The sequence below is a fragment of the Marmoricola sp. URHA0025 HA25 genome (genome assembly GCF_054059435.1).
This window is the reverse complement of sequence record NZ_JBSSCD010000001.1, coordinates 2,149,666-2,171,659: the sequence shown is the minus strand read 5'-3', so window position 1 is coordinate 2,171,659 and position 21,994 is coordinate 2,149,666. Positions and strand designations below refer to the sequence as shown.

The window sequence follows — 21,994 nt, the reverse complement described above, 5'->3', positions numbered from 1 at the left end:
GCTGACCTGCACGTCGAGCATCGAGAAGAGGTCACGGCTGTGGCGTTGCCACCACTCACCCCCGAGCAACGCAGAGCGGCCCTGGACAAGGCCGCGGCCTCCCGTCGGGAGAGGGCCGCGGTCAAGAACCGGCTCAAGCACTCCGGCGCGTCGATCGCCGACGTTCTCGCCGAGGGCGAGCACAACGAGGTGATCGGCAAGATGCGCGTCAACGAGCTGCTGCAGTCCATGCCCGGCCTGGGCAAGGTCCGGGCCGCCCAGGTGATGGACCGGCTCAAGATCTCCGAGAGCCGCCGCGTGCGCGGCCTCGGCGCCAAGCAGGTCGCGGCACTGGTCGCCGAGTTCGGCTCCGGTGACTGACGCCGAGACAGCCCATCGCGAGGCGGACCGGCCCCCTGCACGACTGACGGTGCTGGCGGGCCCGACCGCAGTCGGCAAGGGCAGCGTCACCGCCTGGCTGCGCGAGCACCATCCTGAGATCTGGATCTCCGTCTCCGTCACCACCCGGAGGCAGCGTCCCGGCGAGGTCGACGGCGTGCACTACCACTTCGTGGACGACGAGGAGTTCGACCGGCTGGTCGCCGGCGGCGAGCTGCTCGAGTGGGCGGTGGTCCACCAGCACGCCCGCTACGGCACTCCCAGGCTGCCGGTGGACCAGGCGCTCGCGCAGCAGAGGCCCGCCCTGCTCGAGATCGACCTGCAGGGTGCCCGCCAGGTGCGGGACCGGATGCCGGAGGCCAGGTTCGTGTTCCTGGCGCCGCCCTCGTGGGACGAGCTGGTCCGCCGCCTCGTCGGTCGTGGCACCGAGGACGAGGCCGAGCGCGAGCGGCGGCTGGCGACCGCGCGCGCCGAGCTGGCAGCCGAGCCGGAGTTCGACGCGACGGTCGTGAACCACACGATTCCCGCTGCGGCCGAACAGTTGGTAGAGTTGATGCGGTCCTGAGGCCTTCTGCCCAGGACGCTGCGCACTGCAGACTTTCCAACCTCCGAGAGGCTCGATGAGCGTGTCCGGCTCCCTGCCCGTTGCCGAGGGGATCACCAACCCCCCGATCGACGACCTCCTGACCAAGACCGACTCCAAGTACAAGCTGGTGCTCTACAGCGCCAAGCGTGCTCGGCAGATCAACGCCTACTACTCCCAGCTCGGCGAGGGCCTGCTGGAGTACGTCGGCCCGCTGGTCGACACCCACGTCCAGGAGAAGCCGCTGTCGATCGCGCTCCGCGAGATCAGCGAGGACCTGCTGGTCTGTGAGGACATCGACCCCGAAGAGGCCGCCGCCGAGGCAGCGACCGAGTAGCACCCTCCGGGTCGTGACCACCAGCTCGTCGACCACGTCGACCGACCAGTCCCGCCCTCACGTCGTCCTCGGCGTGAGCGGCGGGATTGCCGCATACAAGGCCTGTGAGCTCCTCCGGCTGTTCAAGGAGGCAGGCCCCGGCGCCTTCGAGGTGACCGTCGTGCCGACCGAGGCGGCGCTGGAGTTCGTCGGAGCCCCGACGTGGGCCGCCCTGTCGGGCAAGCCGGTGGCGACCGACGTGTGGACCGACGTCCACCTGGTGCCGCACGTGCGGCTCGGCCAGACCGCCGACCTCGTCGTCGTCGCGCCCGCGACCGCCAACGTGCTGGCCAAGGCGGCGCACGGCCTCGCCGACGACCTGCTCACCAACACGCTCCTCACCGCGCGCTGCCCGGTGGTGTTCGCCCCGGCGATGCACACCGAGATGTGGGAGCACCCGGCCACGGTCGCCAACGTCGCGACCCTGCGCGAGCGTGGCGCCCTGGTCATCGAGCCGGCCGAGGGCCGCCTGACCGGGGCCGACACCGGCAAGGGCCGGCTGCCCGAGCCGGCGGAGATCTTCGCGATCGCCACCGACCTGCTCTCGCGGGTCTCCACCGGGGCCACGGCGACGCAGGACCTCGCCGGGCGGCACGTGGTCGTGTCCGCCGGCGGCACCCGTGAGTACCTCGACCCGGTGCGCTTCCTCGGCAACCGGTCCTCCGGGCTGCAGGGCTACGCCCTGGCCCGCACCGCTGCCGCGCGTGGCGCCGAGGTCACCCTGGTGGCGGCGAACGTCTCCCTCCCCGACCCTGCGGGCGTCAAGGTGGTCCGGGTGGAGACGACCGAGCAGCTGCAGGTCGAGGTCGTGGCTGCCTGCCAGTCGGCCGACGCCGTGGTGATGGCCGCGGCGCCCGCCGACTTCCGGCCGGAGAGCCTGGCGGAGGCCAAGATCAAGAAGACCGACGACGGGTCGGTGCCGGACATCCGCCTGGTCCAGACGCCCGACATCCTGGCCGGACTCGCGCACGACCGGCCCAACCCCGGGCTCGTCGTGGTCGGCTTCGCCGCGGAGACGGGCGACGAGTCGGGCACGGTGATGGACCACGCCCGGGCCAAGCTCGCCCGGAAGGGCTGCGACCTCCTGGTCGTCAACGACGTCGCCGGCGGAAAGGTCTTCGGCGCCGAGGACAACGAGGCCGTCGTGCTCGGTGCCGACGGCGAGGCCAGCCCCGTGGCCCGTGGCTCGAAGAGCGCGCTGGCGCAGGTGATCTGGGACCGCGTGACCTCCCTGCTGCAAGCGCGTTGACTGGTGCGGGAGTCGTCTCCTGAGATGCCGTCTCACGATGAGGACAGTCGGTTAGGCTGACCGTTCTTGCCCACCATGGATAGCCCTACCTACTGGTCGAGATCCGGCCAGGGAAACTGCAGGAGAACCAAGTGACTGGACGTCTGTTCACCTCCGAGTCGGTGACCGAGGGTCACCCGGACAAGATCGCCGACGCGATCAGCGACACCGTGCTGGACGCGATGCTCGCCGACGACCCTGACAGCCGGGTCGCCTGCGAGACGATGCTGACCACCGGCCTCGTCATCGTCGCCGGTGAGGTGACCACCAAGACCTACGCGCCGATCGCCCAGCTGGTGCGCAAGAAGATCCTCGAGATCGGCTACGACTCGTCGGTGAAGGGCTTCGACGGCAACTCCTGCGGTGTCCAGATCGCCCTGGGCACCCAGTCGCCCGACATCGCCCAGGGCGTGGACAAGGGCCACGAGGCCCGCGTCGGCGGCTCGGGCGACGAGCTCGACAGCCAGGGCGCCGGTGACCAGGGCCTGATGTTCGGCTACGCGTGCGACGACACCAAGGAGCTGATGCCGCTCCCGATCAGCATCGCCCAGCGCCTGGCCGAGAAGCTCACCGAGGTCCGCAAGAACGGCACGCTGGACTACCTGCGGCCCGACGGCAAGACCCAGGTCACCATCGAGTACGACGAGCAGGACCGCCCCGTCAAGGTCGACACCGTCGTCCTGTCGAGCCAGCACGCCGAAGAGGTCAGCCTCGAGCAGCTGCAGGCCGACGTGAAGCAGCACGTGATCGACCCGGTCCTCGCGACGTTCGACATCCCCTCCGAGGGCTACCGCCTGCTGGTGAACCCGACCGGCACGTTCGTGGTCGGCGGCCCGATGGGCGACGCCGGCCTGACCGGCCGCAAGATCATCGTCGACACCTACGGCGGCATGGCCCGTCATGGCGGTGGCGCCTTCTCTGGCAAGGACCCCTCGAAGGTCGACCGCTCGGCGGCGTACGCGATGCGCTGGGTCGCCAAGAACGTCGTGGCCGCGGGCCTGGCCCGTCGCTGCGAGGCCCAGGTCGCCTACGCGATCGGCAAGGCGGCCCCGGTCGGCGTCTTCATCGAGACCTTCGGCACCGGCGTGGTCTCCGACGAGACGATCCAGAAGGCGGTCCTCGAGGTCTTCGACCTGCGCCCCGCCGCGATCATCCGCGACCTCGACCTGAAGCGGCCGATCTACGCGCTCACCTCGGCCTACGGGCACTTCGGTCGCGAGCTCCCCGAGTTCACCTGGGAGCGCACCGACCGCGCCGACCAGCTCAAGAAGGTCGCCGGCATCTGAACCAACGCCGAGGCGGCGCAGGTGAAAGCCCGAACGACGCCGAGGCGGCGCAGATGAAAGCCTGAAACGCCTCGAGGCGGCGCAGATGAAAGCCGAGCTCTTTCATCTGCGCCGCCTCGGCGCTCCTGGGCAGTCACCGGGGGATCGGGACGTCGGGACCGGCTGGTTGGATGGCGCCATGACGGCGGGGCAGGAACCGGAGGGCGACACCCAGCTCTCGCTGCCCGGGGTCGCCCGTGCGGAGGCCCGGAAGGCCAAGCCGCCGGTGGAGAAGAAGCCGGCCGCGCTGGCCGCGGTCGATCCGGTCGCGCGCGTGCTGGTCGACGTCCCGCTCGCGCACCTGGACCGCGAGTTCGACTACGCGGTCCCCGAGACGATGGCGGAGGCCGCCGTGCCCGGGTGCCGGGTCAAGGTGCGCTTCGCCGGGCAGGACGTCGACGGGTTCGTCCTCGCGCGGGTCGCGGAGTCAGAGCACCCGGGCCGACTGCAGCCCCTGCGCCGGGTCGTCAGCCCGGAGCCCGTGCTGACCCCGGAGGTCGCCGACCTCGTGGCCGAGGTCGCCGCCCGGTACGCCGGCACGCGCTCCGACGTCCTGCGGCTCGCCGTCCCACCGCGGCACGCGACCACCGAGAAGGCACCCCGACCCGCCTTCCCCGTCCCGTCGGCGGAGCCCGAGCCCGGTCGTTGGTCGGCGTACCAGGGAGGCAGGGCGCTGATCGACGCCCTGGGTCGCGGTGAGCCGGCCCGGGCAGTGTGGACCGCGGCGCCCGGGGACGACTGGCCGGCGCTCCTCGCGGAGGCCGTGCTCGCGACCCGCCACACCGGTCGCGGCGCGCTGGTGTGCCTGCCCGACCGGCGTGACGTCGACCAGCTCGATGCAGCGCTCGTGCGGCGACTCGGCGCGGGCGCCCACGTCGTACTGGTGGCCGATGCCGGCCCGGCCCAGCGCTACGCGGCCTTCCTGGCCGTCTCCCGCGGCGACGCCCGCATCGTCATCGGCACCCGCGCCGCCGCGTTCGCCCCGGTGCACGACCTCGGCCTGGTCGCGGTCTGGGACGACGGTGACGACCTGCACGCCGAGCCGCGTGCGCCCTACCCGCACGTACGCGAGGTGCTGCTCATGCGCGCACAGCGCGCGGGAGTGGCCGCGGTGGTCGGCAGCCACGCGCGCAGCGTCGAGGCCGAGTACCTCCTGCACAGCGGCTGGGCGCAGGAGGTGACGCTGCCGCGCGAGGACCTGAGGCGCCGGGTCAGCGTGACCGTCAGTGGCGACACCAGCTTCGACCTCGCCCGCGACCCGGCGGCCCGCACCGCGCGGCTGCCCCGCGACGCGTTCGAGACGATCCGCACCGGGCTGGTCAGCGGACCGGTGCTGGTGCAGACGCCACGCGCGGGCTACGCGACCAGGCTGACCTGTGACCAGTGCCGCACGCCGGCCGAGTGCAGCGTGTGCCACGGCCCGCTGCGGATCACGGCCACGGGCCGTCCGCCCGAGTGCGCCTGGTGCGGCACCGTCGCGGACGCCTGGAGCTGCCGCGAGTGCGGCGGTCGCGGACTTCGCGCCCCGGTCGTGGGGGAGCGGCGGACCGCCGAGGAGCTCGGCCGCGCGTTCCCGTCCGTGCCGGTCCGCAGCTCCTCGGGCGACCGGGTGCTGACCGAGGTCCCCGCGAAGCCGGCGATCGTGGTCGCCACGCCCGGTGCCGAGCCGACGGTTCCCGGCGGGTACGCCGCCGTCGTGCTGCTCGACACCTGGCTCCTGCTGGCGAGGTCCGACCTGCGGGCGGCCGAGGAGGCCCTGCGCCGCTGGACCAACGCAGCCGCGCTCGTCGGCTCCGGGGCGGCGCCGCGGCACGTGATCGCGGTCGGCGATCCCGGCCACCCGGCGCTGCAGGCGCTGGTGCGCTGGGACCACTCCGGATTCGCCCGCCGCGAGATGGAGGAGCGTCGCACCGCGCACCTGCCGCCCGCCTCCCGGGTCGCGACCCTGTCCGGCGATGCCGACGAGCTCGAGACCGCGCTCGCCACGCTGTCCTTGCCGGCCGGTGCCGAGGTGCTCGGCCCGGTCCCGGAGGGGGAGGAGACCACGACGCAGCGGTACGTCGTACGGGTGCCGCGGGCTGCGGGCGCCGACCTGTCGGCGGCGCTGGTGCGGATGCAGGCGCAGCGCTCAGCACGCAAGGAGCCGCACCTGCGCGTCGAGGTCGACCCGGTCAGCCTGGGTTGAGTCTCGACTAGGCTCGACCACCGACGTTCCCGCCCGACCACCGACGTTCCCCGCCCGACCCGAGACGTTCCCCGCCCGACCCGAGACGTTCCCGCCCGACCCCACACGTTCCCCGCACGACCCCACGAGGAGAAGCACGTGTCCATCAGGCCGATCCGGCTGTTCGGCGACCCGGTCCTGCGCACCGCCGCGGCGCCGGTCACCGACTTCGACAAGGAGCTGCGCACCCTGGTCGCGGACCTGACCGACACGATGCTGGACGCTCCCGGAGCCGGCCTCGCCGCTCCGCAGATCGGTGTCGGCCTGCGGGTCTTCACCTGGTACGTCGAGGGACAGGTCGGCCACCTCGTCAACCCGCAGCTCCGGCTCTCCGAGGAGACGCAGGACGGCCCCGAGGGCTGCCTCTCGCTCCCGGGGCTGTCGATCGACTGCCTGCGGGCCCGCGACGTCGTCGCCCACGGCTTCGACGTGCACGGTGAGCCGCTGGTGGTCGAGGGCTCGGAGCTGCTGGCGCGGGCGATCCAGCACGAGACCGACCACCTCGACGGGATCCTGTTCATCGACCGGCTCGACCGCGAGGCTCGACGTGCGGCCATGAAGGCGATCCGCGAGTCCGAGTGGTTCGGGACCGACACCCAGGTGCGGCTGTCCCCGCACGCGACCGGCGGGCTCGGGCTCTGACCGTGCGAGTCGTCTTCGCCGGCACGCCCGAGGTGGCGATCCCCGCACTGGAGGCAATCGCAGCCAGCAGCCACGAGCTCGTCGGGGTGGTGACGCGTCCCGACGCGCCCGCGGGCCGAGGCCGTCACCTGGTCGCCTCCCCGGTGGCGCAATGGGTCGAAGAACGAGCGGAGGACGTACCGGTGCTCAAGCCCGCCCACCCCCGCGACGGCGACTTCCAGACGGCGCTGGCCGCCCTCGAGCCGGACTGCTGCCCGGTCGCCGCCTACGGGGCGCTGCTGCCCGAGTCCGCGCTCGCGATCCCGCGGCACGGCTGGGTCAACCTGCACTTCTCGGTGCTGCCGCACTGGCGCGGTGCCGCACCGGTGCAGCACGCCATCCTGGCCGGCGACGAGGTGACCGGCGCGACGACGTTCCGGATCGTCAAGGAGCTCGACGCCGGGCCGACGTACGGGCTGATGACCCAGACGATCCGCTCCGACGACACCGCGGGCAGCCTGCTCGCCAAGCTCGCGGAGGGCGGCGCCGGCCTGCTCGTCGCCACGCTCGACGGCATCGAGGACGGGTCCCTGGAGGCGCGCGAGCAGCCCGAGGAGGGCATCAGCTACGCACCGAAGGTGCTCGTCGAGGACGCCCGCGTCGACTGGACCGATCCGGGGCTCGCGATCGACCGGCTGACCCGCGCGTGCACCCCGGCGCCCGGCGCGTGGACGACGCACGCGGGCGAGCGGCTGAAGCTCGGGCCGGTCACGCTGGTGGACTCCTGGGCGGGCCACGACCCGCTGGCGCCGGGCGTCCTCGAGGTCGCCAAGGACGCCGTCCACGTCGGCACCGGCAGTGCACCGGTGCGCCTCGGCGAGGTCAAGCCGTTCGGCAAGAAGGCGATGCCGGCCGCCGACTGGGCGCGCGGCGTCCGGCTCGAGACCGGCGCCCGACTGGGTGAGTAGCCTCGCGTCATGAGCCGTCGTGCCATGCCTGCCGACGTCGACCAGATCTGCGGGTCGTTGCCCGAGACGTGGTTCGGCGCGAGCTGGGGCGACGTGCCGACCTGGCTGGTGCCGCACCGGTCCGGCCCCTCGGGCCCGAAGGGGCGCGGCTTCGTGATGTACCGCAAGCCCCACAAGACCGCGATCGACCCCGAGACCGGCGAGATGTACGACGACCTGCTGGTCATCCGCACCGGCAACGACGACGACACCCGCGCGCTCGTCGAGGCGAACGGCCCGTTCTTCACCGTCCCGCACTTCCGGGGTTACGACGCGGTGCTGGTCCGGCTCTCCCGGCTCGGCGAGATCTCCCGTGACGAGCTTGCCGAGGTGATCGCCGACGCGTGGCGGGCGTGCGCGCCGAAGAGCCTGGTCAAGGCGCACTCCGGAGATGCACTGGCCGCAGGTCGTGGCGAGGACTGACCCGGCGCGCCTGGTCGCGTTCGACGTGCTGCACGCCGTCGCCGAGCAGGACGCCTACGCCAACCTCGAGCTGTCCCGGCTGCTGCGGGAGCGCCGCATCTCGGGCCGCGACGCGGCGCTCGCGACCGAGCTGGTCGGCGGGACGCTCCGCCTCCGCGGCGCCTACGACGCCGTCGTGGACCAGCTCGTGCGCCAGCCGCTCGACGAGCCGGTGCGCAACGCACTGCGCCTCGGCGTCCACCAGCTCCTGTCGATGCGGGTGCCCACGCACGCCGCGGTCGACTCGTCGGTCGAGCTCGTCAAGGAGCGCATCGGGCGCCGCCCGGCGGGCCTGGTCAACGCCGTGCTCCGCAAGGTCGCGCAGCGGAGCCTCGAGGAGTGGCTCAGCGGCCGACCGGTCGCCGAGCGGCTCTCGCACCCCCAGTGGGTGGTCGACGCGCTCGACCGTGCCCTCGAGCGGCCCGACGAGCTCGAGGCACTGCTCCGGGCGGACAACGAGCGGCCCGCGGTCACGCTCGTCGCCCGGCCCGGCCTGGCGTCGCGTGAGGAGCTCGGCGGCACGCCGCTCGCGGTCTCGCCGTACGCCGTGACGCTGCCGGGCGGCGACCCCGGTGAGCTCGCCGCGGTCCGGGAGGGACGAGCCGGGGTCCAGGACGCCGGCTCGCAGCTGGTCGCCCTCGCGCTCACCCGGGCGCAGCTCGTCGGTGGGGACACCCGGTGGCTGGACCTGTGCGCCGGCCCGGGCGGCAAGACCGCCCTGCTCGCCGCGCTCGCCACCCAGACCGCGGCTCGGGTCCTGGCCAACGAGCGCCAGCCGCACCGTGCCGGCCTGGTCGCCCAGGCGACGCGAGCAACGAGGGCGGGTCTCGCCGGGGTCATCGCCGGCGACGGCACGGTGCCGGCCTGGAGCGCCGGGTCGTTCGACCGCGCTCTGGTCGACGCCCCCTGCACCGGGCTCGGGGCACTCCGGCGTCGTCCGGAGAGCCGGTGGCGACGGCGGGCAGCCGACGTCGACGAGCTGGTCCCGCTGCAGGTCGCCCTGCTGGAGAGCGCGGTCGACTCGGTGCGCGCCGGGGGAGTGGTGGTGTACGCGACCTGCTCGCCGGTGGTCGAGGAGACCGCCGGTGTCGTCTCCACGGTGCTCGGCCGGCGGTCCGACGTACGCCTCGAGCCCGCGTTGGACCTGGTGCCCGAGGTCGACGACGCGGAGTCGGCACACCTGGCCGGGGCGATCCAGCTCTGGCCGCACCGCCACGGCACGGACGCGATGTTCATCGCCCTGCTGCGCCGCACCTGAGGGCGACCGGTCAGGTGAGCCCTCGGCGCACCAACAGCGGCTCCAGGGCTGGCTCGTGCCCGAGCAGCGCGGCCGTCGCGGCCATCAGGTCGACGGTGTCGCCGCGCGAGAGCACGAGGTCGCGGAACCGGTCGCCGTTCGCCCTCGTCGGGCCGCCGTTGGCGCGGAACCAGTCCACCGTCTCGGCATCCAGCGTCTCGCTCCACATGTAGCCGTAGTAGTTCGCGGCATAGGTGTCGGGACCGTCGCTGAAGACGTGCACGAAGTAGGTGCTGCGGTAGCGCGGCGGGATCAGCGGGTCGCGCAGGCCGTGCCGCTCGAGCGCCGCGCGCTCGAAGGCCTCGACCTGGTCCGCGGACATGGGCTCTTCGGCGGGGGACACCTGGTGCCACTCCCAGTCCAGGACCGCCGCAGCGAGGTGCTCGTGGGTCGCGAAGCCCCGGCCGTGCGACTCCGCCGCGTGCAGGCGTTCCACGAGCTCGCCGGGAATCGGCTCGCCGGTCTCGTGGTGCACGGCGTACGCCGAGAGCAGGCTGGGCCACCAGGCCCACATCTCGTTCACCTGCGAGGGGAACTCGACGAAGTCGCGCGCGACGTGCGTGCCGGAGGTGCGCGGGTAGGTGCAGTCCGAGAGCAACCCGTGCAGGGCGTGGCCGAACTCGTGGAACGCCGTGGTGACCTCGGTGGTGGTCATCAGCGCCGGGTGGCCGGGCGCGGGCCTGGGGATGTTCAGGTTGAGGGTGACGACGGGGCGCGTGCCGAGCAGCCTGGACTGACCGACGAACTCGTCCATCCAGGCGCCGCCGCCCTTCGAGTCGCGGGTGAACCAGTCGCACACGAGGAGCCCGAGATGCGTGCCCGCGGCATCCGTGACCTCGAAGACCTCGGCGTCCGGGTGCGGCAGCGGCAGGTCCGTGCGCTGCTCGAATTCGAGCCCGTAGAGCTGGGCGGCGGCCGCGAAGATGCCTTCGCGCAGGACGTTCTCGAGGGCGAGGTACGGCCGCAGCCGCGACTCGTCGACGTCGTACTGCTCGGCGCGCACCCGCTCGCTGTAGTAGGCCCAGTCCCACGGTTCCAGGGGACCGGCGAGGCCGTCCGCCCGAGCTGCCTCCTCGAGCACTGACCGTTCCGTCGCGACGTTGCGGATCGCGGGTGCGGCAAGCGCTTCCAGCCGCGTCGTCACGGCCTCGACGCTTCCGGCGGTCTGGTCCTCGACGACGTACGCCGCGTGGCTCGGGAACCCGAGCAGGGCTGCCCGGCGCGCCCGAAGGGCGGCGATCTCCGCCAGCGTCTCGCGGGTGTCATGGGAGTTTCCGCGCATGGCTCGCGTGGTCGAGGCCTCGAAGAGCCGTCGGCGCACGTCGCGTCGGCGCAGCGACCCGAGCGCCGGCTGCACCGTGGGTGACACGAGCGACAGCAGCCAGCCCTCGACGCCTCGCTCCACGGCTGCTCGCCGCGCGGAGTCGACGACGTCGGCGGACAATCCGTCGAGGTCATCCGCATCGGTCAGGTGCAGCGCGAGGTCGTTGGCGTCCTCGAGCACGTGCTGGACGAACCGCTCGCCGAGGGCAGCGAGCCGGCTGTTGAGCCCGCGGAGGGTGGCCTGGTCGTCCTCGTCGAGTGCTGCCCCGGCGCGCACGAAGTCGGTGTGCAGGCGCTCGACAAGGTTGACCTGCTCGTCGGTCAACCCCGAGTCGTGACGCGTCGCGTGCACCGACGCGAGGCGCTCGAACAGCGCCGGGTCGAGGTGGACGGCGTCGCGGTGCTCGCTGAGCTCGGTCGCGAGCTCCACCGCGAGCTCGCGCATCGCGGGTGTGGAGTCGCTCGCGACGAGGTTGAAGAACACCCCGCCCACCCGCCGCAGGATCGCCCCCGAGCGCTCGAGCGCCTCCGCGGTGTTGGCGAACGTCGGCGGGTCCGGGTAGGCGCCGATGGCCGCGACCTCGGCGCGCTGCTCCGCCATCCCCGCGTCGAACGCCGGGCGGTAGTGCTCTAACCGGATCCGGTCGAAGACCGGGTACTCGTCGGGCAGCGGGCTCGCGAGCGCGAACGGGTTGTCAGCCGGCAGCATGCCGACATCCTGCCCCAACCCGCGTGGGCGCGCCCGCACGCGGGCGGCCTAGGATCAGCCCCGTCATGGGCATCCAGATCACGCCGAGCGTCCTCAACGCCGACCTCTCCCGCCTCGCCGACGAGGTGGCCCGCATCCCGAGCTCCGACTGGGTGCACCTCGACGTCATGGACAACCACTTCGTCCCCAACCTGACCATCGGGGTCCCGGTGTTCGAGTCGCTGGCCAAGGCGACCGACCTGCCCCTGGATGCGCACCTGATGATCGAGGACCCGGACCGCTGGGCGCCGGCGTACGCCGAGGCTGGCGCCGGGTCGGTCACCTTCCACGTCGAGGCGGCGAAGGCGCCGGTCCGGCTCGCGCGGGAGCTCCGGGCCAAGGGGGCCCGGGCGTCGATGGCCCTCAAGCCGGCGACCCCCATCGACCCGTACGCCGACCTGCTCGGCGAGCTCGACATGCTGCTGATCATGACCGTGGAGCCCGGCTTCGGCGGCCAGAAGTTCCTCGACGTGTGCCTGCCGAAGATCCGGCGCACCCGTGAGCTGATCTCCGCCGCGGGCCTCGAGGTGTGGCTCCAGGTCGACGGCGGGGTCTCGACGGAGACGATCGAGCGCTGCGCCGAGGCGGGCGCCGACGTGTTCGTGGCCGGCTCGGCGGTCTTCGCGGCGGACGACCCGGACGCCATGGTGCAGCGACTGCGCTCACTGGCGGCCGGCTCCGGCTGACATCCGTCTAGTCCGGCTTGCGACCTGAGTGCGGGCAAATGTCCGAAACTGCAACGATGCCCGTTATGCGCATTCTGGTCGCGTCCGACCTGCACTACCGGCTGCCGCACTACGACTGGCTGGTCGGTGCCGCCGACGACGTCGACGTGGTGGCCCTTGCCGGTGACCTCGCCGACGTGGTGAGCCCGGTGCCGCACGAGGTGCAGACCGTCGTGCTGACCAAGTACCTGCGCCTGCTCGCCGACCGCGCCTCGGTGTTCGCGGCCTCGGGCAACCATGATCTCGACGGTCCGGGAGCACATGGCGAGCAGACCGCGGGCTGGCTGGGCAGCTCCGACCACGAGTCCCTGCACCTCGACGGCTCCAGCGTCGACGTCGACGACACCCGGTTCACGGTCTGTCCCTGGTGGGACGGCCCGGTGACCCGCGACGAGGTCGGTGAGCAGCTGCGAGCGGCGGCCGTGGACCGTCCCGCGCGGTGGGTCTGGCTCTACCACGCACCGCCTGCCGGGACGCCGCTGTGCAACGACGGCCGGCGCACGTTTCCCGACCAGCAGCTGGCGGACTGGATCGAGGAGCTGCAGCCCGAGCTGGTCTTCTGCGGCCACATCCACCAGGCGCCCTGGATCGACGGCGGCACCTGGCACGCACGGCTCGGCCGGACGTGGGTGTTCAACGCCGGCAAGCAGATCGGCAAGGTGCCCCCGCACATCACCATCGACACGCACGCCGAGACCGCGCACTGGTTCGGGGTGTTCGAGTCCGAGACGGTCAGCCTCGCCTGATCACTCGTGGTCGTGCGGGTGGTCTCCCTCGGGATCGCGTGCCGATCCGGTCCGGGCGCTCGGGCCCTGGTGGTGCACGAGGTGGTCGAGGATCTGGCCGACCATGCCGAGGTGGCCGTCCTCCCCGCCGAACTGCTGCTTGACGTCGACGAGGTACTGGGTCAGCCCGTCCAGGCGTGATGCGGTCGTCCTGAGCACCGTGAGCGCGGCGCCGGGCGCATCGGTGAAGAACAGCATCGGATCGTCGACGACCCGCACCTCGACCTCGCCGACCGCACGCACCGTCGCGGTCGCGGGCTTCTCCAGCACCCAGGCCATCTCGCCGAAGACCGCTCCCGGGGTGTCGATCCGGGCGAAGGGGACGCCGTCGTGCTCGATCACGACCGCGCCCTCCTGGAGCACGAACATGCGTCCGGGGCTGGTGCCCTCCTCGATGAGCGTCTCGCCGGGTGCCACGCTCAGCAGCGGCAGCTCGGTGGCGTAGGCCAGCAGATCGGTCACGAGCCCTCCCAGGCGCCGTCGGGAGTCCCATCGTCTCATTCCGGGCGCGTGAGTCGTCTCACACGGCTTCCCGTCCCGCCATGTGGCAGGCTTGTCCCACGAGTGAAAGCTCGCGTGCTCTGGGATCGGTGTAATTCCGAGCCGGCGGTGACAGTCCGCGACCCGTTCGCAGCCAGCGATCGGTTGACCAGGTGGAAATCCTGGACCGACGGTGAAAGTCCGGATGGGAAGCAGCACGCTGGGTCGTCGTCGGGCTGTGGCCCGACGACCCCTGCGCCCCTCCCCGAGCCCGTGGGCCCGGAGGAGAGAGAGCGATGATCCCGACAGCAGTGCTCGAGTCGGCGATGCAGCGTGCCCTCGAGCTGGCTGCCTCGCCCGGCGTACCCCTCGGGCCGAACCCGCGGGTGGGCTGCGTGCTGCTGGCCCCTGACGGGTCGGTGGTCGCCGAGGGCTTCCACCGCGGTGCCGGCACGGCGCACGCGGAGGCGGCGGCGCTCGCGGAGGCCGGCGACGCTGCCCGGGGGACGACTGCCGTGGTCACGCTCGAACCGTGCAACCACACCGGTCGCACGGGACCGTGCGCGCGGGCGCTGATCGAGGCAGGCGTGGCCCGCGTGGTCTTCGCCCAGCCCGACCCGAACCCGGTGGCCGCCGGCGGGGCGCAGGCGCTCCGTGCCGCCGGCGTGGTGGTCGACATGGGTCTCTTCGAGCGCGAGGCACGCGCGGTGAACCGGGCCTGGACGTTCGCCCTTGAGCACGGCCGCCCCTTCGTCACCTGGAAGTTCGCCATCACGCTCGACGGCCGCAGCGCCGCCGGTGACGGCACCAGCCGCTGGGTCAGCTCACGCCCCGCTCGGCTGGACACCCACCGGTTGCGTGCCCAGTGCGACGTGATGATGGTCGGTGCGGGCACGGTCGCGATCGACGACCCGGAGCTCACGGTCCGCGACGAGTACGACGAGCCGCTGCCGCACCAGCCGCTGCGGGTGGTGATGGGGGAGCGGGACCTTCCCGAGGACCGGCGCATCTTCCGTCCCGTCCTCGCCAACGGCGTGGCCGCCGAGACCGTCCAGCTGCGCACCCGCGACCCCCTCAAGGCGCTGGCCGAGCTCCACGCGCGCGACCGTCAGCACGTCTTCCTCGAGGGTGGGCCCACCCTCGCGGCCGCCTTCCTCGAAGCCGGTCTCGTCGACGAGGTCGTGGTCTACGTCGCGCCGATGCTCCTCGGCGCCGGCACCAGTGCCGTCGGCGACCTGGGAATCACGACTCTGTCCGACGCCTTGCACCTTCGGATCACCGACGTGACCACTCTCGGCACCGGATCCGAGACCAACGTCCGCATCACGCTCGCACCATCGAAGGGCGAGCGCCCGACCCGCATGGTCGAGCCCCCAACCCAGGTGGTCGAGCCCAGTCGAGACCCAGAAGGAAGCTGACATGTTCACCGGAATCGTGGAAGAGCTCGGCCAGGTGGCCCACATCGAGCCGCTCGACGAGGCGGTCCGCCTCTCGGTGAAGGGCCCCGAGGTGGCCAAGGACGCCCGCACCGGGGACTCCATCTCCGTCAACGGCGTCTGCCTCACGGTGGTGACGAACACCAAGGGCGTGTTCACCGCCGACGTGATGCTGCAGACGCTGGCGCACACGTCGCTCGGCGCCCTGCGCGTCGGCGCCCCCGTCAACCTCGAGCGTGCCGTCACGCCCACGACGCGGCTCGGCGGCCACATCGTCCAGGGCCACGTCGACGGCACCGGCACGATCGTGCGCCGCGAGCCCAGCGAGCACTGGGAGCTGGTGGAGATCTCACTGCCCTCCGAGCTGAGCCGCTACCTGGTGGACAAGGGCTCGATCACCGTCGACGGCATCAGCCTGACGGTCGCCGAGCTCGGCCCGGAGTCCTTCACGGTCAGCCTGATCCCGGAGACGCTGGCCCGCACGACACTGGGCTTCAAGCAGGCCGGCGACGTCGTCAACCTCGAGGTCGACGTGATCGCGAAGTACGTCGAGAAGATGGTGGCCCGATGACCAGTCACATGCCCGAGACCCAGCACCCCGGCATCCGGCTCGATCCCGTCGAGGACGCGATCGCCGACATCGCCGCCGGCAAGGCGGTCGTGGTCGTCGACGACGAGGACCGCGAGAACGAGGGCGACCTGATCTTCGCCGCGTCCCGGGCGACCCCGGAGCTGATGGCGTTCACGATCCGCCACTCCAGCGGGGTGATCTGCGTGCCGATGCCCGCCGAGATGCTCGACCGGCTCGAGATCCCGTTGATGACCCCGCACAACAAGGACAAGCTGCGCACGGCGTACACCATCTCGGTGGACGCCCGCGACGGCGTCACCACGGGCATCTCGGCGGCCGACCGCGCCCACACCGCGCGCGTGCTCGCTGACTCGGCGACGGAGCCGTGGGAGATCACCCGGCCCGGACACGTCTTCCCGTTGCGCTACCGCGAGGGCGGTGTGCTCGTGCGCCGCGGCCACACCGAGGCCGCCGTCGACCTGGCCCGGCTGGCCGGGCTGACGCCGGCCGGAGTGCTGGTCGAGGTGGTCAACGACGACGGCACCATGAAGCGCGGCCAGCAGCTGCGCGACTTCGCCGACGAGCACGGGCTCAAGCTGATCTCGATCGAGCAGATGGTGCACTACCGCAGGCGCACCGAGACCCACGTCGAGCGAGTCGCCGAGACCCGGCTGCCGACGAGGTACGGCGACTTCACGGCGTTCGGGTACCGGATCACCGTCGACGACTCCGAGCACGTCGCACTCGTGTACGGCGACCCGACCGACCTCGGCGGCGAACCCGTCCTGACCCGGGTCCACAGCGAGTGCCTGACCGGCGACGTGTTCGGCTCGGCCCGCTGCGACTGCGGCCCGCAGCTGGACGAGGCGCTGAGCCGGATCGCCGCCGAGGGCAGGGGCGTGGTGATCTACCTGCGCGGGCACGAGGGCCGGGGGATCGGCCTGCTCGCGAAGCTGCAGGCCTACCAGCTCCAGGACGGCGGCCGGGACACCGTGGACGCGAACCTCGACCTGGGGCTGCCCGCCGACGCGCGCCACTACGGCGCGGCCACCCAGATCCTGCGCGACCTCGGCGTCGCCTCGGTGCGGCTGCTCACCAACAATCCCGACAAGACCACGAGCCTCGAGTCCTACGGCGTGCCGGTGGCCGAGCGGGTCGCCCTGACGCCACGGCCGAACGACCACAACCTGGCCTACCTGCTGACCAAGCGCGACCGGATGGGACACGATCTCCCTGACCTGACGGTCGACCGGCCGCCGTTGGTCGAGCAGCGCGCGCAGCGAGCGGACAGACGAGACCACACGGAGGAGACGAGCGCATGAGCGGAGAGGGCAGCCCCGGGGACCGCCCGTTCGACTGCCACGACCTGCGCGTCGCGGTGGTGGCGTCCAGCTGGCACGAGAAGGTCATGCAGGGCCTGCTCGACGGCGCCCTGGATGCGCTGCGGCGCCACCAGGTCGAGTCTCCGGTCGTGGTGCGGGTGCCGGGGTCGTTCGAGCTGCCGGTGGTGGCCAGCGCCCTGGCGGGCCAGGGGTTCGACGCGATCATCGCCCTCGGCGTGATCATCCGTGGCGGCACTCCGCACTTCGAGTACGTCTCGTCGGCAGCGACCGACGGCCTCACCAGGGTCGCCCTCGACCACGGCGTACCGATCGGCTTCGGGCTGCTCACCTGTGACGACGAGCAGCAGGCACTCGACCGTGCCGGGCTCGAGGGCTCCCGGGAGGACAAGGGCTACGAGGCCACCAGCGCCGCGCTTCTCACCGCGGTGACGCTGAAGCGGATCAGGCGACGCGAACATCTAGGCTAGGCGCGTGAAGACGTTCGAGGAGCTGTGGGCCGAGCTGAGTGCGAAGGCCGAGACCCGTCCCGCGGGCTCCGGGACCGTGCAGGCGCTCGACGCCGGCGTGCACGCCATCGGCAAGAAGGTGGTCGAGGAGGCCGCCGAGTCCTGGATGGCCGCCGAGCACGAGGGCCATGCACGGGCGGCCGAGGAGATCAGCCAGCTGCTGTACCACACGCAGGTGCTGATGCTCGCCGCCGGAGTCTCGCTCGACGACGTCTACGCACACCTCTAGGACCTGACCATGGCTGAGCCAAGAACGACCTCTGCGATGATCCCTGGCGCGCCGGGCGCCGACAACGGCCTGCTGCGCATCGCGCTCCCCAACAAGGGTTCGCTGTCCACCTCGGCCTCCGACATGCTCCGCGAGGCGGGCTACCGCCAGCGGGCGGACGCCAAGGAGCTGACCCTGCTCGACGCCGACAACGGCGTGGAGTTCTTCTACCTGCGCCCGCGCGACATCGCCCTGTACGTCGGCGAGGGCACGCTCGACGTCGGCATCACCGGCCGCGACCTGCTGCTCGACTCCGGCTCGAAGGCCGAGGAGGCGATGTCACTGGGCTTCGGCCGCTCGAAGTTCCGGTTCGCCGCCCGGACCGGCACGCTCGAGACGCTGGCCGACCTCAGCGGCAAGCGGATCGCGACGTCGTACGTCGGCGTCGTGCGCGCCTACCTCGAGGAGCACGGCGTCGACGCCGAGGTCGTCCGCCTCGACGGAGCGGTGGAGACCAGCATCCAGCTCGGGGTGGCCGACGTGATCGCCGACGTGGTCGAGACCGGCAGCACGCTCAAGCAGGCCGGTCTCGAGGTCGTCGGCGAGGTGATCCTCGAGTCCGAGGCGGTGCTGATCACCAGCGGCCGCATCGTGGATCCGGCGGCACTGGAGGTCTTCAAGCGCCGCCTCGACGGAGTGCTCGTCGCCCGCTCCTACCTGATGATGGACTACGACATCCCCGCCGACCGCGTCGAGGAGGCCGTCGCTCTGACCCCCGGACTGGAGAGCCCGACGGTCTCGCCGTTGCATCGCGAGGGCTGGGTCGCCGTGCGCTCGATGGTGCCGAGTGCCGGCGCGCAGCAGCTGATGGACGACCTGTACGGGATCGGCGCGCGGGCGATCCTGCTGACCGACATCCACGCGTGCCGGCTTTGAGCTCGACCGACGAGGTGTCGCTGCCGCACACCTGGCGCCCGTACGGCGCACGGATCGCCGGCGTCGTCGCCGGTGGGCTCCTGCTGGTCCTCGTGGTCGCGGTCTGGATCGCGTTCACGGCCGACCAGCGTGCCCGGTTCAGCCTGCTCCAACGGGGTTCGCTCGTCGGTCTCGGTGTCGTCGGGTTCATCGCCTGGTACGCACTGATGCGCTCCCGGGTCTCTGCCGACGAGCGCGGGGTGACCGTGGTCAACGGCTACCGGAGCAGGGTCCTGGAGTGGTCGCAGGTCGTCGCGGTCAACCTCCGCCGGGGTGCCCCGTGGGCCGGCATGGACCTCTCCGACGGCACCTCCATCTCGCTGCTCGCGATCCAGGGCTCCGACGGCCAGCGCGCGGTGCGCGCGGTCCGGCAGCTGCGCGGCCTGGTGGCCGAGCACTCCCGCACCGATCGCGACGACTGACGCTCAGCCCGCCCCGGTGGCACCCACTCGGGCTACGCCTGCGGGGCGGTCTCGAACACGAGGTCGGCGCGCGCACGTGTCTGCTCCCGGGAGAACAACCGGGCCTCGTCCGGCAGCCACCTCAGCCAGTGCTCACGCTGCTCCTGCCCGTCGCGGGCGAGACCGCGGGCCAGGCGGACGTCGTCCGGGGCCTCCACCCAGACCAGCGTGGTGACCAGATCGCTCCAGGCGCGGTTGCCCGAGCCCACGCCCTCGAGCACCAGGAGCGGGGCCGGCTCGACCAGGTGCGTCTCGCGATACTCTCCGGCGCTCCAGTCGAAGCGCCGGTAGGTGCCGGTCCGTCCCTCGCTGAGCGGCCCGAGCAGGCCGAGCACCTCCGGCTCCACGTCGAACAGGCCCTCCCAGCCCGGGTAGAGGTCGTCCATCCTCACGACGGGTGCTCCACAGAGCCGCGCGACCTCCCGCGCGAGCGTGGTCTTGCCCGAGCCGGCCGGCCCGTCGACACAGACCAGTCGGCCGTCGCCGAGCCGGGCGGGACGGGACCGGACGTGGGCCACGACCGTGGCTGCCCAGTCCGCCGGGGTGTTCACCAGGCGCAGCCGACGCCCCGGTACGACGGCACCGTGTCGACCACGGCGTCGCCCGAGACGAGGTGCACGACGTTGGTGTGCTCCGCGAGCTCGCCGGACTTGGCGTGCCGGAACCAGACCCAGTCGCCGATGGCGAGGCTCGGGGCACCTGGCCCGGTCAGCGGCGTCTGGACCTCGCCGGCGCCCTCGAGCCCGGTGAGGTGCAGGCCGGGTGGCGCCCACGGAGTCGGCGCGCGGTCCTTCCCGGTGGGCCCGCTGGCGACGAAGCCGCCGCCGGCCACGGTCGCGATGCCGTCGGCGGGGCGGCGGACGACCGGGAGCCCGTAGAAGGCCGCCGGACGTGGCCGGAAGCTCTGGTAGTGGTCGAACAGCGTCGGCGCCAGCAGGCCGGAGCCGGCCGCGACCTCCGTGACCGCCTCGTCCGCTGTCGTCGCCTCGACGCTCCCCGAGCCGCCGCCGTTCCAGAACTCGAGCTCGACCAGGTCGCCCAGCGCGCGGGCGATCGACCGCCGCCGATCGGCCAGCTGGGTCATCGAGGCGGCCTTGAGCCGGCGCACCACCAGTGACTTCGCACGCTGGTGCGGGACGTCGTCCGGTACGCCGGCCACCTGGCCCTCGTAGGTCATCACCCCGACCAGCGTGAACCCCGGCCGGTCCAGGACGTGCCGCGCGAACGCGGTCACCTCCTCGGGGTCGTGCAGCGGCGACCTCTTGGGGCCCACGTGGGACCGACCCAGGCGCAACCCCGCGTCGATGTCGATCGCGACCCGCACCGGGCCGGCGGAAGGGCCCTCCGCACGCACCTTGTCGACCAGGTCGAGCTGCGCGGGGTCGTCGACCATCAGCGTGACCGACGCACGTGCCCCGGCGTCCGAGAGCAACCGGCGCAGCGCTTCCCGGTCGACCGTCGGGTAGCCGAGGACCACGTCGTCGCCGATGCCTTCGGACACGAGCCAGAGCGCCTCGCGCAACGAGTAGGCGAGCACGCCGGAGAACCCCTGGTGCGCCAGCGCGCGGCTGATCAGCGCGGGGATGCGCAGCGACTTCGAGGCCAGCCGGATCGGCGTACCGGCGGCCCGGCGGGCCAGGTCGTCGGCGTTGGCGTCGAAGGCGTCGAGGTCCACGACGACCATCGGTGTGGCGGGGTCCTCGAGTCCGGCAACCGCGTCGCTGAGCCGCCGGGCGAGGCGCCGACGGTCGGACTCGTCGCCGCGGTCGTCCATGCTCAGGAGATCCCGTGCTTGCGGAGGATCGCCTCGATGTCACCGAGGTCGTCGTCCCCGATCGCCGCACTGCCCTTCGCCCTCTTGGCCCGCTTCTCCTGCTTCGCGGAGCCGGCGCCGAGCGCCGGCGGGGGAGTGCCGTCGCCGGAGGCCCCGATCCCGCGGTTGGTGAGCACGGCCGACGCCCCGAAGAGGACGGCCGACACCCCGGCCAGGACGATGCCGAGCCACACGACCGGGCTGAACACCAGGTGCACCGCCCAGTGGCCGACGCTGTCGGAGATGTCGAAGGCCAGCTCCAGCACACCCGTCAGCCACGCGGCGACCGGCACGATGGTCCACGCTGCGCCGCGCAGCCCGGCCGCGAGGCCGCGGCCGCGCCAGCGGTAGAACGTGACGACCCCGAGCAGGATGGAGAGCGCGAACGCGAGGGCACCCCACGCGGCGGAGTCGTAGCTCATGTCCTCAGCCTACGGAGCGTGCCCCGCCGCCGGGGCCAGGCGCCCTCGAGAGCGTGTCCCGGGCCCACTTGCGATGATGAGCGGGTGAGCGAACACCGCCGCGTCCTGGCCGAACCCGAGTTCCCCGGCGACGACGGCAGCGCGGACCCGGCGGTCGCCGCGGCCCTGGCGGCGTACGACGCCGCCCCCGAGCCCGGTCACCGCCCCGCCCTCGCGGCCCTCCAGGACAGCCGGCTCCTGGTGCCGGTCGTCGCCACCCTCGGTGAGGTCGAGCACGACGAGCGCGGGCTGGCCCACGACAAGACCAGCGACATGGCGGCGGTCCTGATCACCGGCAGGGACGGTCGCTCGGCGCTGCTGTCGTTCACCTCGACGGCGGCCCTGGAGGAGTGGAACCCCCAGGCGCGGCCCGTCGCGGTCAGCGCGCGCCAGGCGGCGCGGGCGGCGCTGCAGGACGGTGCCGACGCCCTGCTCGTCGACCTGGCGGGCCCGGTCATGTTCCCGATCGAGGGCCCCGACCTGCGCGACCTCGCCGACGGGCTCGTCTTGCGCCGGACGGAGGCTGGCTGGGCCTGGACGAGGGTCGTCGAGCGTTGACACCCGCAGAGGGTGGTCGAGCAGCGAGCGCCGAAGATGG

Annotated in this window: 25 protein-coding genes and 1 riboswitch; of the genes, 20 read left to right on the top strand and 5 right to left on the bottom strand. The window is 72.5% G+C overall.

All coding sequences use genetic code 11. The features are described 5' to 3' along the window. The first annotated feature begins 39 nt into the window (after positions 1-39). From mihF to ACVW00_RS10620, 10 genes are all read left to right on the top strand, one after another. The gene (gene mihF, locus ACVW00_RS10665; protein ID WP_457110871.1) at positions 40-360 is read left to right on the top strand and encodes an integration host factor, actinobacterial type; all 321 of its coding nucleotides are present in this window, start codon (positions 40-42) and stop codon (positions 358-360) included. Further along, positions 353-943, top strand: coding sequence for a guanylate kinase (gene gmk / locus ACVW00_RS10660; protein WP_457110870.1), 591 nt, complete (start codon positions 353-355; stop codon positions 941-943). Before mihF ends, gmk begins: the two co-directional genes overlap by 8 nt. Before the next feature lie 55 nt (positions 944-998). Continuing rightward, the gene (rpoZ, locus tag ACVW00_RS10655; protein ID WP_457110869.1) at positions 999-1,298 is read left to right on the top strand and encodes a DNA-directed RNA polymerase subunit omega; all 300 of its coding nucleotides are present in this window, start codon (positions 999-1,001) and stop codon (positions 1,296-1,298) included. A 13-nt stretch (positions 1,299-1,311) separates the two neighbouring features. Beyond that, positions 1,312-2,586 (top strand): bifunctional phosphopantothenoylcysteine decarboxylase/phosphopantothenate--cysteine ligase CoaBC, encoded by a 1,275-nt coding sequence (coaBC, locus tag ACVW00_RS10650; RefSeq protein ID WP_457110868.1) that lies wholly within the window; start codon positions 1,312-1,314, stop codon positions 2,584-2,586. 131 nt (positions 2,587-2,717) lie between these two features. Continuing rightward, the gene (gene metK, locus ACVW00_RS10645) at positions 2,718-3,911 is read left to right on the top strand and encodes a methionine adenosyltransferase (protein WP_457110867.1); all 1,194 of its coding nucleotides are present in this window, start codon (positions 2,718-2,720) and stop codon (positions 3,909-3,911) included. A gap of 178 nt (positions 3,912-4,089) precedes the next feature. After that, positions 4,090-6,135: a primosomal protein N' gene (locus tag ACVW00_RS10640; protein WP_457110866.1), complete on the top strand. Its 2,046-nt coding sequence runs from the start codon at positions 4,090-4,092 to the stop codon at positions 6,133-6,135. Positions 6,136-6,273: 138 nt separating this feature from the next. Beyond that, positions 6,274-6,816: a peptide deformylase gene (def, locus tag ACVW00_RS10635; protein WP_457110865.1), complete on the top strand. Its 543-nt coding sequence runs from the start codon at positions 6,274-6,276 to the stop codon at positions 6,814-6,816. A gap of 2 nt (positions 6,817-6,818) precedes the next feature. Beyond that, positions 6,819-7,763: a methionyl-tRNA formyltransferase gene (fmt, locus tag ACVW00_RS10630; protein WP_457110864.1), complete on the top strand. Its 945-nt coding sequence runs from the start codon at positions 6,819-6,821 to the stop codon at positions 7,761-7,763. A 9-nt stretch (positions 7,764-7,772) separates the two neighbouring features. Continuing rightward, positions 7,773-8,225: a hypothetical protein gene (locus ACVW00_RS10625; RefSeq protein ID WP_457110863.1), complete on the top strand. Its 453-nt coding sequence runs from the start codon at positions 7,773-7,775 to the stop codon at positions 8,223-8,225. Beyond that, complete coding sequence (locus tag ACVW00_RS10620) at positions 8,194-9,522, top strand: RsmB/NOP family class I SAM-dependent RNA methyltransferase (RefSeq protein WP_457110862.1); 1,329 nt, start codon at positions 8,194-8,196, stop codon at positions 9,520-9,522. The genes ACVW00_RS10625 and ACVW00_RS10620 overlap by 32 nt, the downstream gene beginning before the upstream one ends. A gap of 10 nt (positions 9,523-9,532) precedes the next feature. Here the strand turns inward: ACVW00_RS10620 and ACVW00_RS10615 are convergent, their stop codons facing one another. After that, positions 9,533-11,593, bottom strand: a complete 2,061-nt coding sequence (locus tag ACVW00_RS10615) for a M3 family metallopeptidase (protein WP_457110861.1) — start codon at positions 11,591-11,593, stop codon at positions 9,533-9,535. Between the two features lie 65 nt (positions 11,594-11,658). Between ACVW00_RS10615 and rpe the strand changes: the two genes are divergently transcribed. Next, a complete protein-coding gene (gene rpe, locus ACVW00_RS10610; RefSeq protein WP_457110860.1) occupies positions 11,659-12,318 on the top strand; it encodes a ribulose-phosphate 3-epimerase in 660 nt (219 codons plus the stop codon). 65 nt (positions 12,319-12,383) lie between these two features. Further along, positions 12,384-13,103, top strand: a complete 720-nt coding sequence (locus ACVW00_RS10605) for a metallophosphoesterase family protein (RefSeq protein ID WP_457110859.1) — start codon at positions 12,384-12,386, stop codon at positions 13,101-13,103. Here the strand turns inward: ACVW00_RS10605 and ACVW00_RS10600 are convergent, their stop codons facing one another. Continuing rightward, positions 13,104-13,604 carry a cyclic nucleotide-binding domain-containing protein gene (locus tag ACVW00_RS10600; protein WP_457110858.1) on the bottom strand — a complete coding sequence of 167 codons (501 nt, stop codon included), beginning with the start codon at positions 13,602-13,604 and terminating at the stop codon, positions 13,104-13,106. A gap of 110 nt (positions 13,605-13,714) precedes the next feature. Further along, a riboswitch (FMN riboswitch) is annotated at positions 13,715-13,845 on the top strand. 73 nt (positions 13,846-13,918) lie between these two features. On the opposite strand from ACVW00_RS10600, the gene ribD reads away from it, so the two are divergent. Genes ribD through ACVW00_RS10565 form a run of 7 tightly spaced genes read left to right on the top strand, consistent with a single transcriptional unit; the run spans position 13,919 to position 19,083 of the window. After that, positions 13,919-15,040 carry a bifunctional diaminohydroxyphosphoribosylaminopyrimidine deaminase/5-amino-6-(5-phosphoribosylamino)uracil reductase RibD gene (gene ribD, locus ACVW00_RS10595; protein ID WP_457110857.1) on the top strand — a complete coding sequence of 374 codons (1,122 nt, stop codon included), beginning with the start codon at positions 13,919-13,921 and terminating at the stop codon, positions 15,038-15,040. 1 nt (position 15,041) lies between these two features. Continuing rightward, entirely contained in the window at positions 15,042-15,629 is a 588-nt protein-coding gene (locus ACVW00_RS10590) for a riboflavin synthase (RefSeq protein WP_457110856.1), read from the top strand. Continuing rightward, on the top strand, positions 15,626-16,951 hold the full coding sequence (locus ACVW00_RS10585) for a bifunctional 3,4-dihydroxy-2-butanone-4-phosphate synthase/GTP cyclohydrolase II (RefSeq protein WP_457110855.1): 1,326 nt from the start codon (positions 15,626-15,628) through the stop codon (positions 16,949-16,951). Before ACVW00_RS10590 ends, ACVW00_RS10585 begins: the two co-directional genes overlap by 4 nt. Further along, entirely contained in the window at positions 16,948-17,439 is a 492-nt protein-coding gene (gene ribH, locus ACVW00_RS10580) for a 6,7-dimethyl-8-ribityllumazine synthase (protein ID WP_457110854.1), read from the top strand. The genes ACVW00_RS10585 and ribH overlap by 4 nt, the downstream gene beginning before the upstream one ends. A gap of 4 nt (positions 17,440-17,443) precedes the next feature. Beyond that, positions 17,444-17,707, top strand: a complete 264-nt coding sequence (locus ACVW00_RS10575; protein WP_457110853.1) for a phosphoribosyl-ATP diphosphatase — start codon at positions 17,444-17,446, stop codon at positions 17,705-17,707. Positions 17,708-17,716: 9 nt separating this feature from the next. Continuing rightward, on the top strand, positions 17,717-18,622 hold the full coding sequence (gene hisG / locus ACVW00_RS10570) for an ATP phosphoribosyltransferase (RefSeq protein ID WP_457110852.1): 906 nt from the start codon (positions 17,717-17,719) through the stop codon (positions 18,620-18,622). Then, the gene (locus tag ACVW00_RS10565; protein ID WP_457110851.1) at positions 18,619-19,083 is read left to right on the top strand and encodes a PH domain-containing protein; all 465 of its coding nucleotides are present in this window, start codon (positions 18,619-18,621) and stop codon (positions 19,081-19,083) included. The genes hisG and ACVW00_RS10565 overlap by 4 nt, the downstream gene beginning before the upstream one ends. Positions 19,084-19,115: 32 nt before the next feature. Here ACVW00_RS10565 and ACVW00_RS10560 read toward each other — a convergent pair whose 3' ends face one another. The 3 genes from ACVW00_RS10560 to ACVW00_RS10550 are packed head-to-tail and all read right to left on the bottom strand — an operon-like array spanning position 19,116 to position 21,357. Next, entirely contained in the window at positions 19,116-19,673 is a 558-nt protein-coding gene (locus ACVW00_RS10560; RefSeq protein WP_457110850.1) for a uridine kinase family protein, read from the bottom strand. Further along, positions 19,670-20,896: an amino acid deaminase/aldolase gene (locus tag ACVW00_RS10555; protein ID WP_457110849.1), complete on the bottom strand. Its 1,227-nt coding sequence runs from the start codon at positions 20,894-20,896 to the stop codon at positions 19,670-19,672. The genes ACVW00_RS10560 and ACVW00_RS10555 overlap by 4 nt, the downstream gene beginning before the upstream one ends. A gap of 2 nt (positions 20,897-20,898) precedes the next feature. Beyond that, positions 20,899-21,357, bottom strand: coding sequence for a hypothetical protein (locus tag ACVW00_RS10550; protein WP_457110848.1), 459 nt, complete (start codon positions 21,355-21,357; stop codon positions 20,899-20,901). Between the two features lie 84 nt (positions 21,358-21,441). Between ACVW00_RS10550 and ACVW00_RS10545 the strand changes: the two genes are divergently transcribed. After that, positions 21,442-21,954, top strand: coding sequence for an SseB family protein (locus tag ACVW00_RS10545; RefSeq protein ID WP_457110847.1), 513 nt, complete (start codon positions 21,442-21,444; stop codon positions 21,952-21,954). Positions 21,955-21,994: the final 40 nt, after the last annotated feature.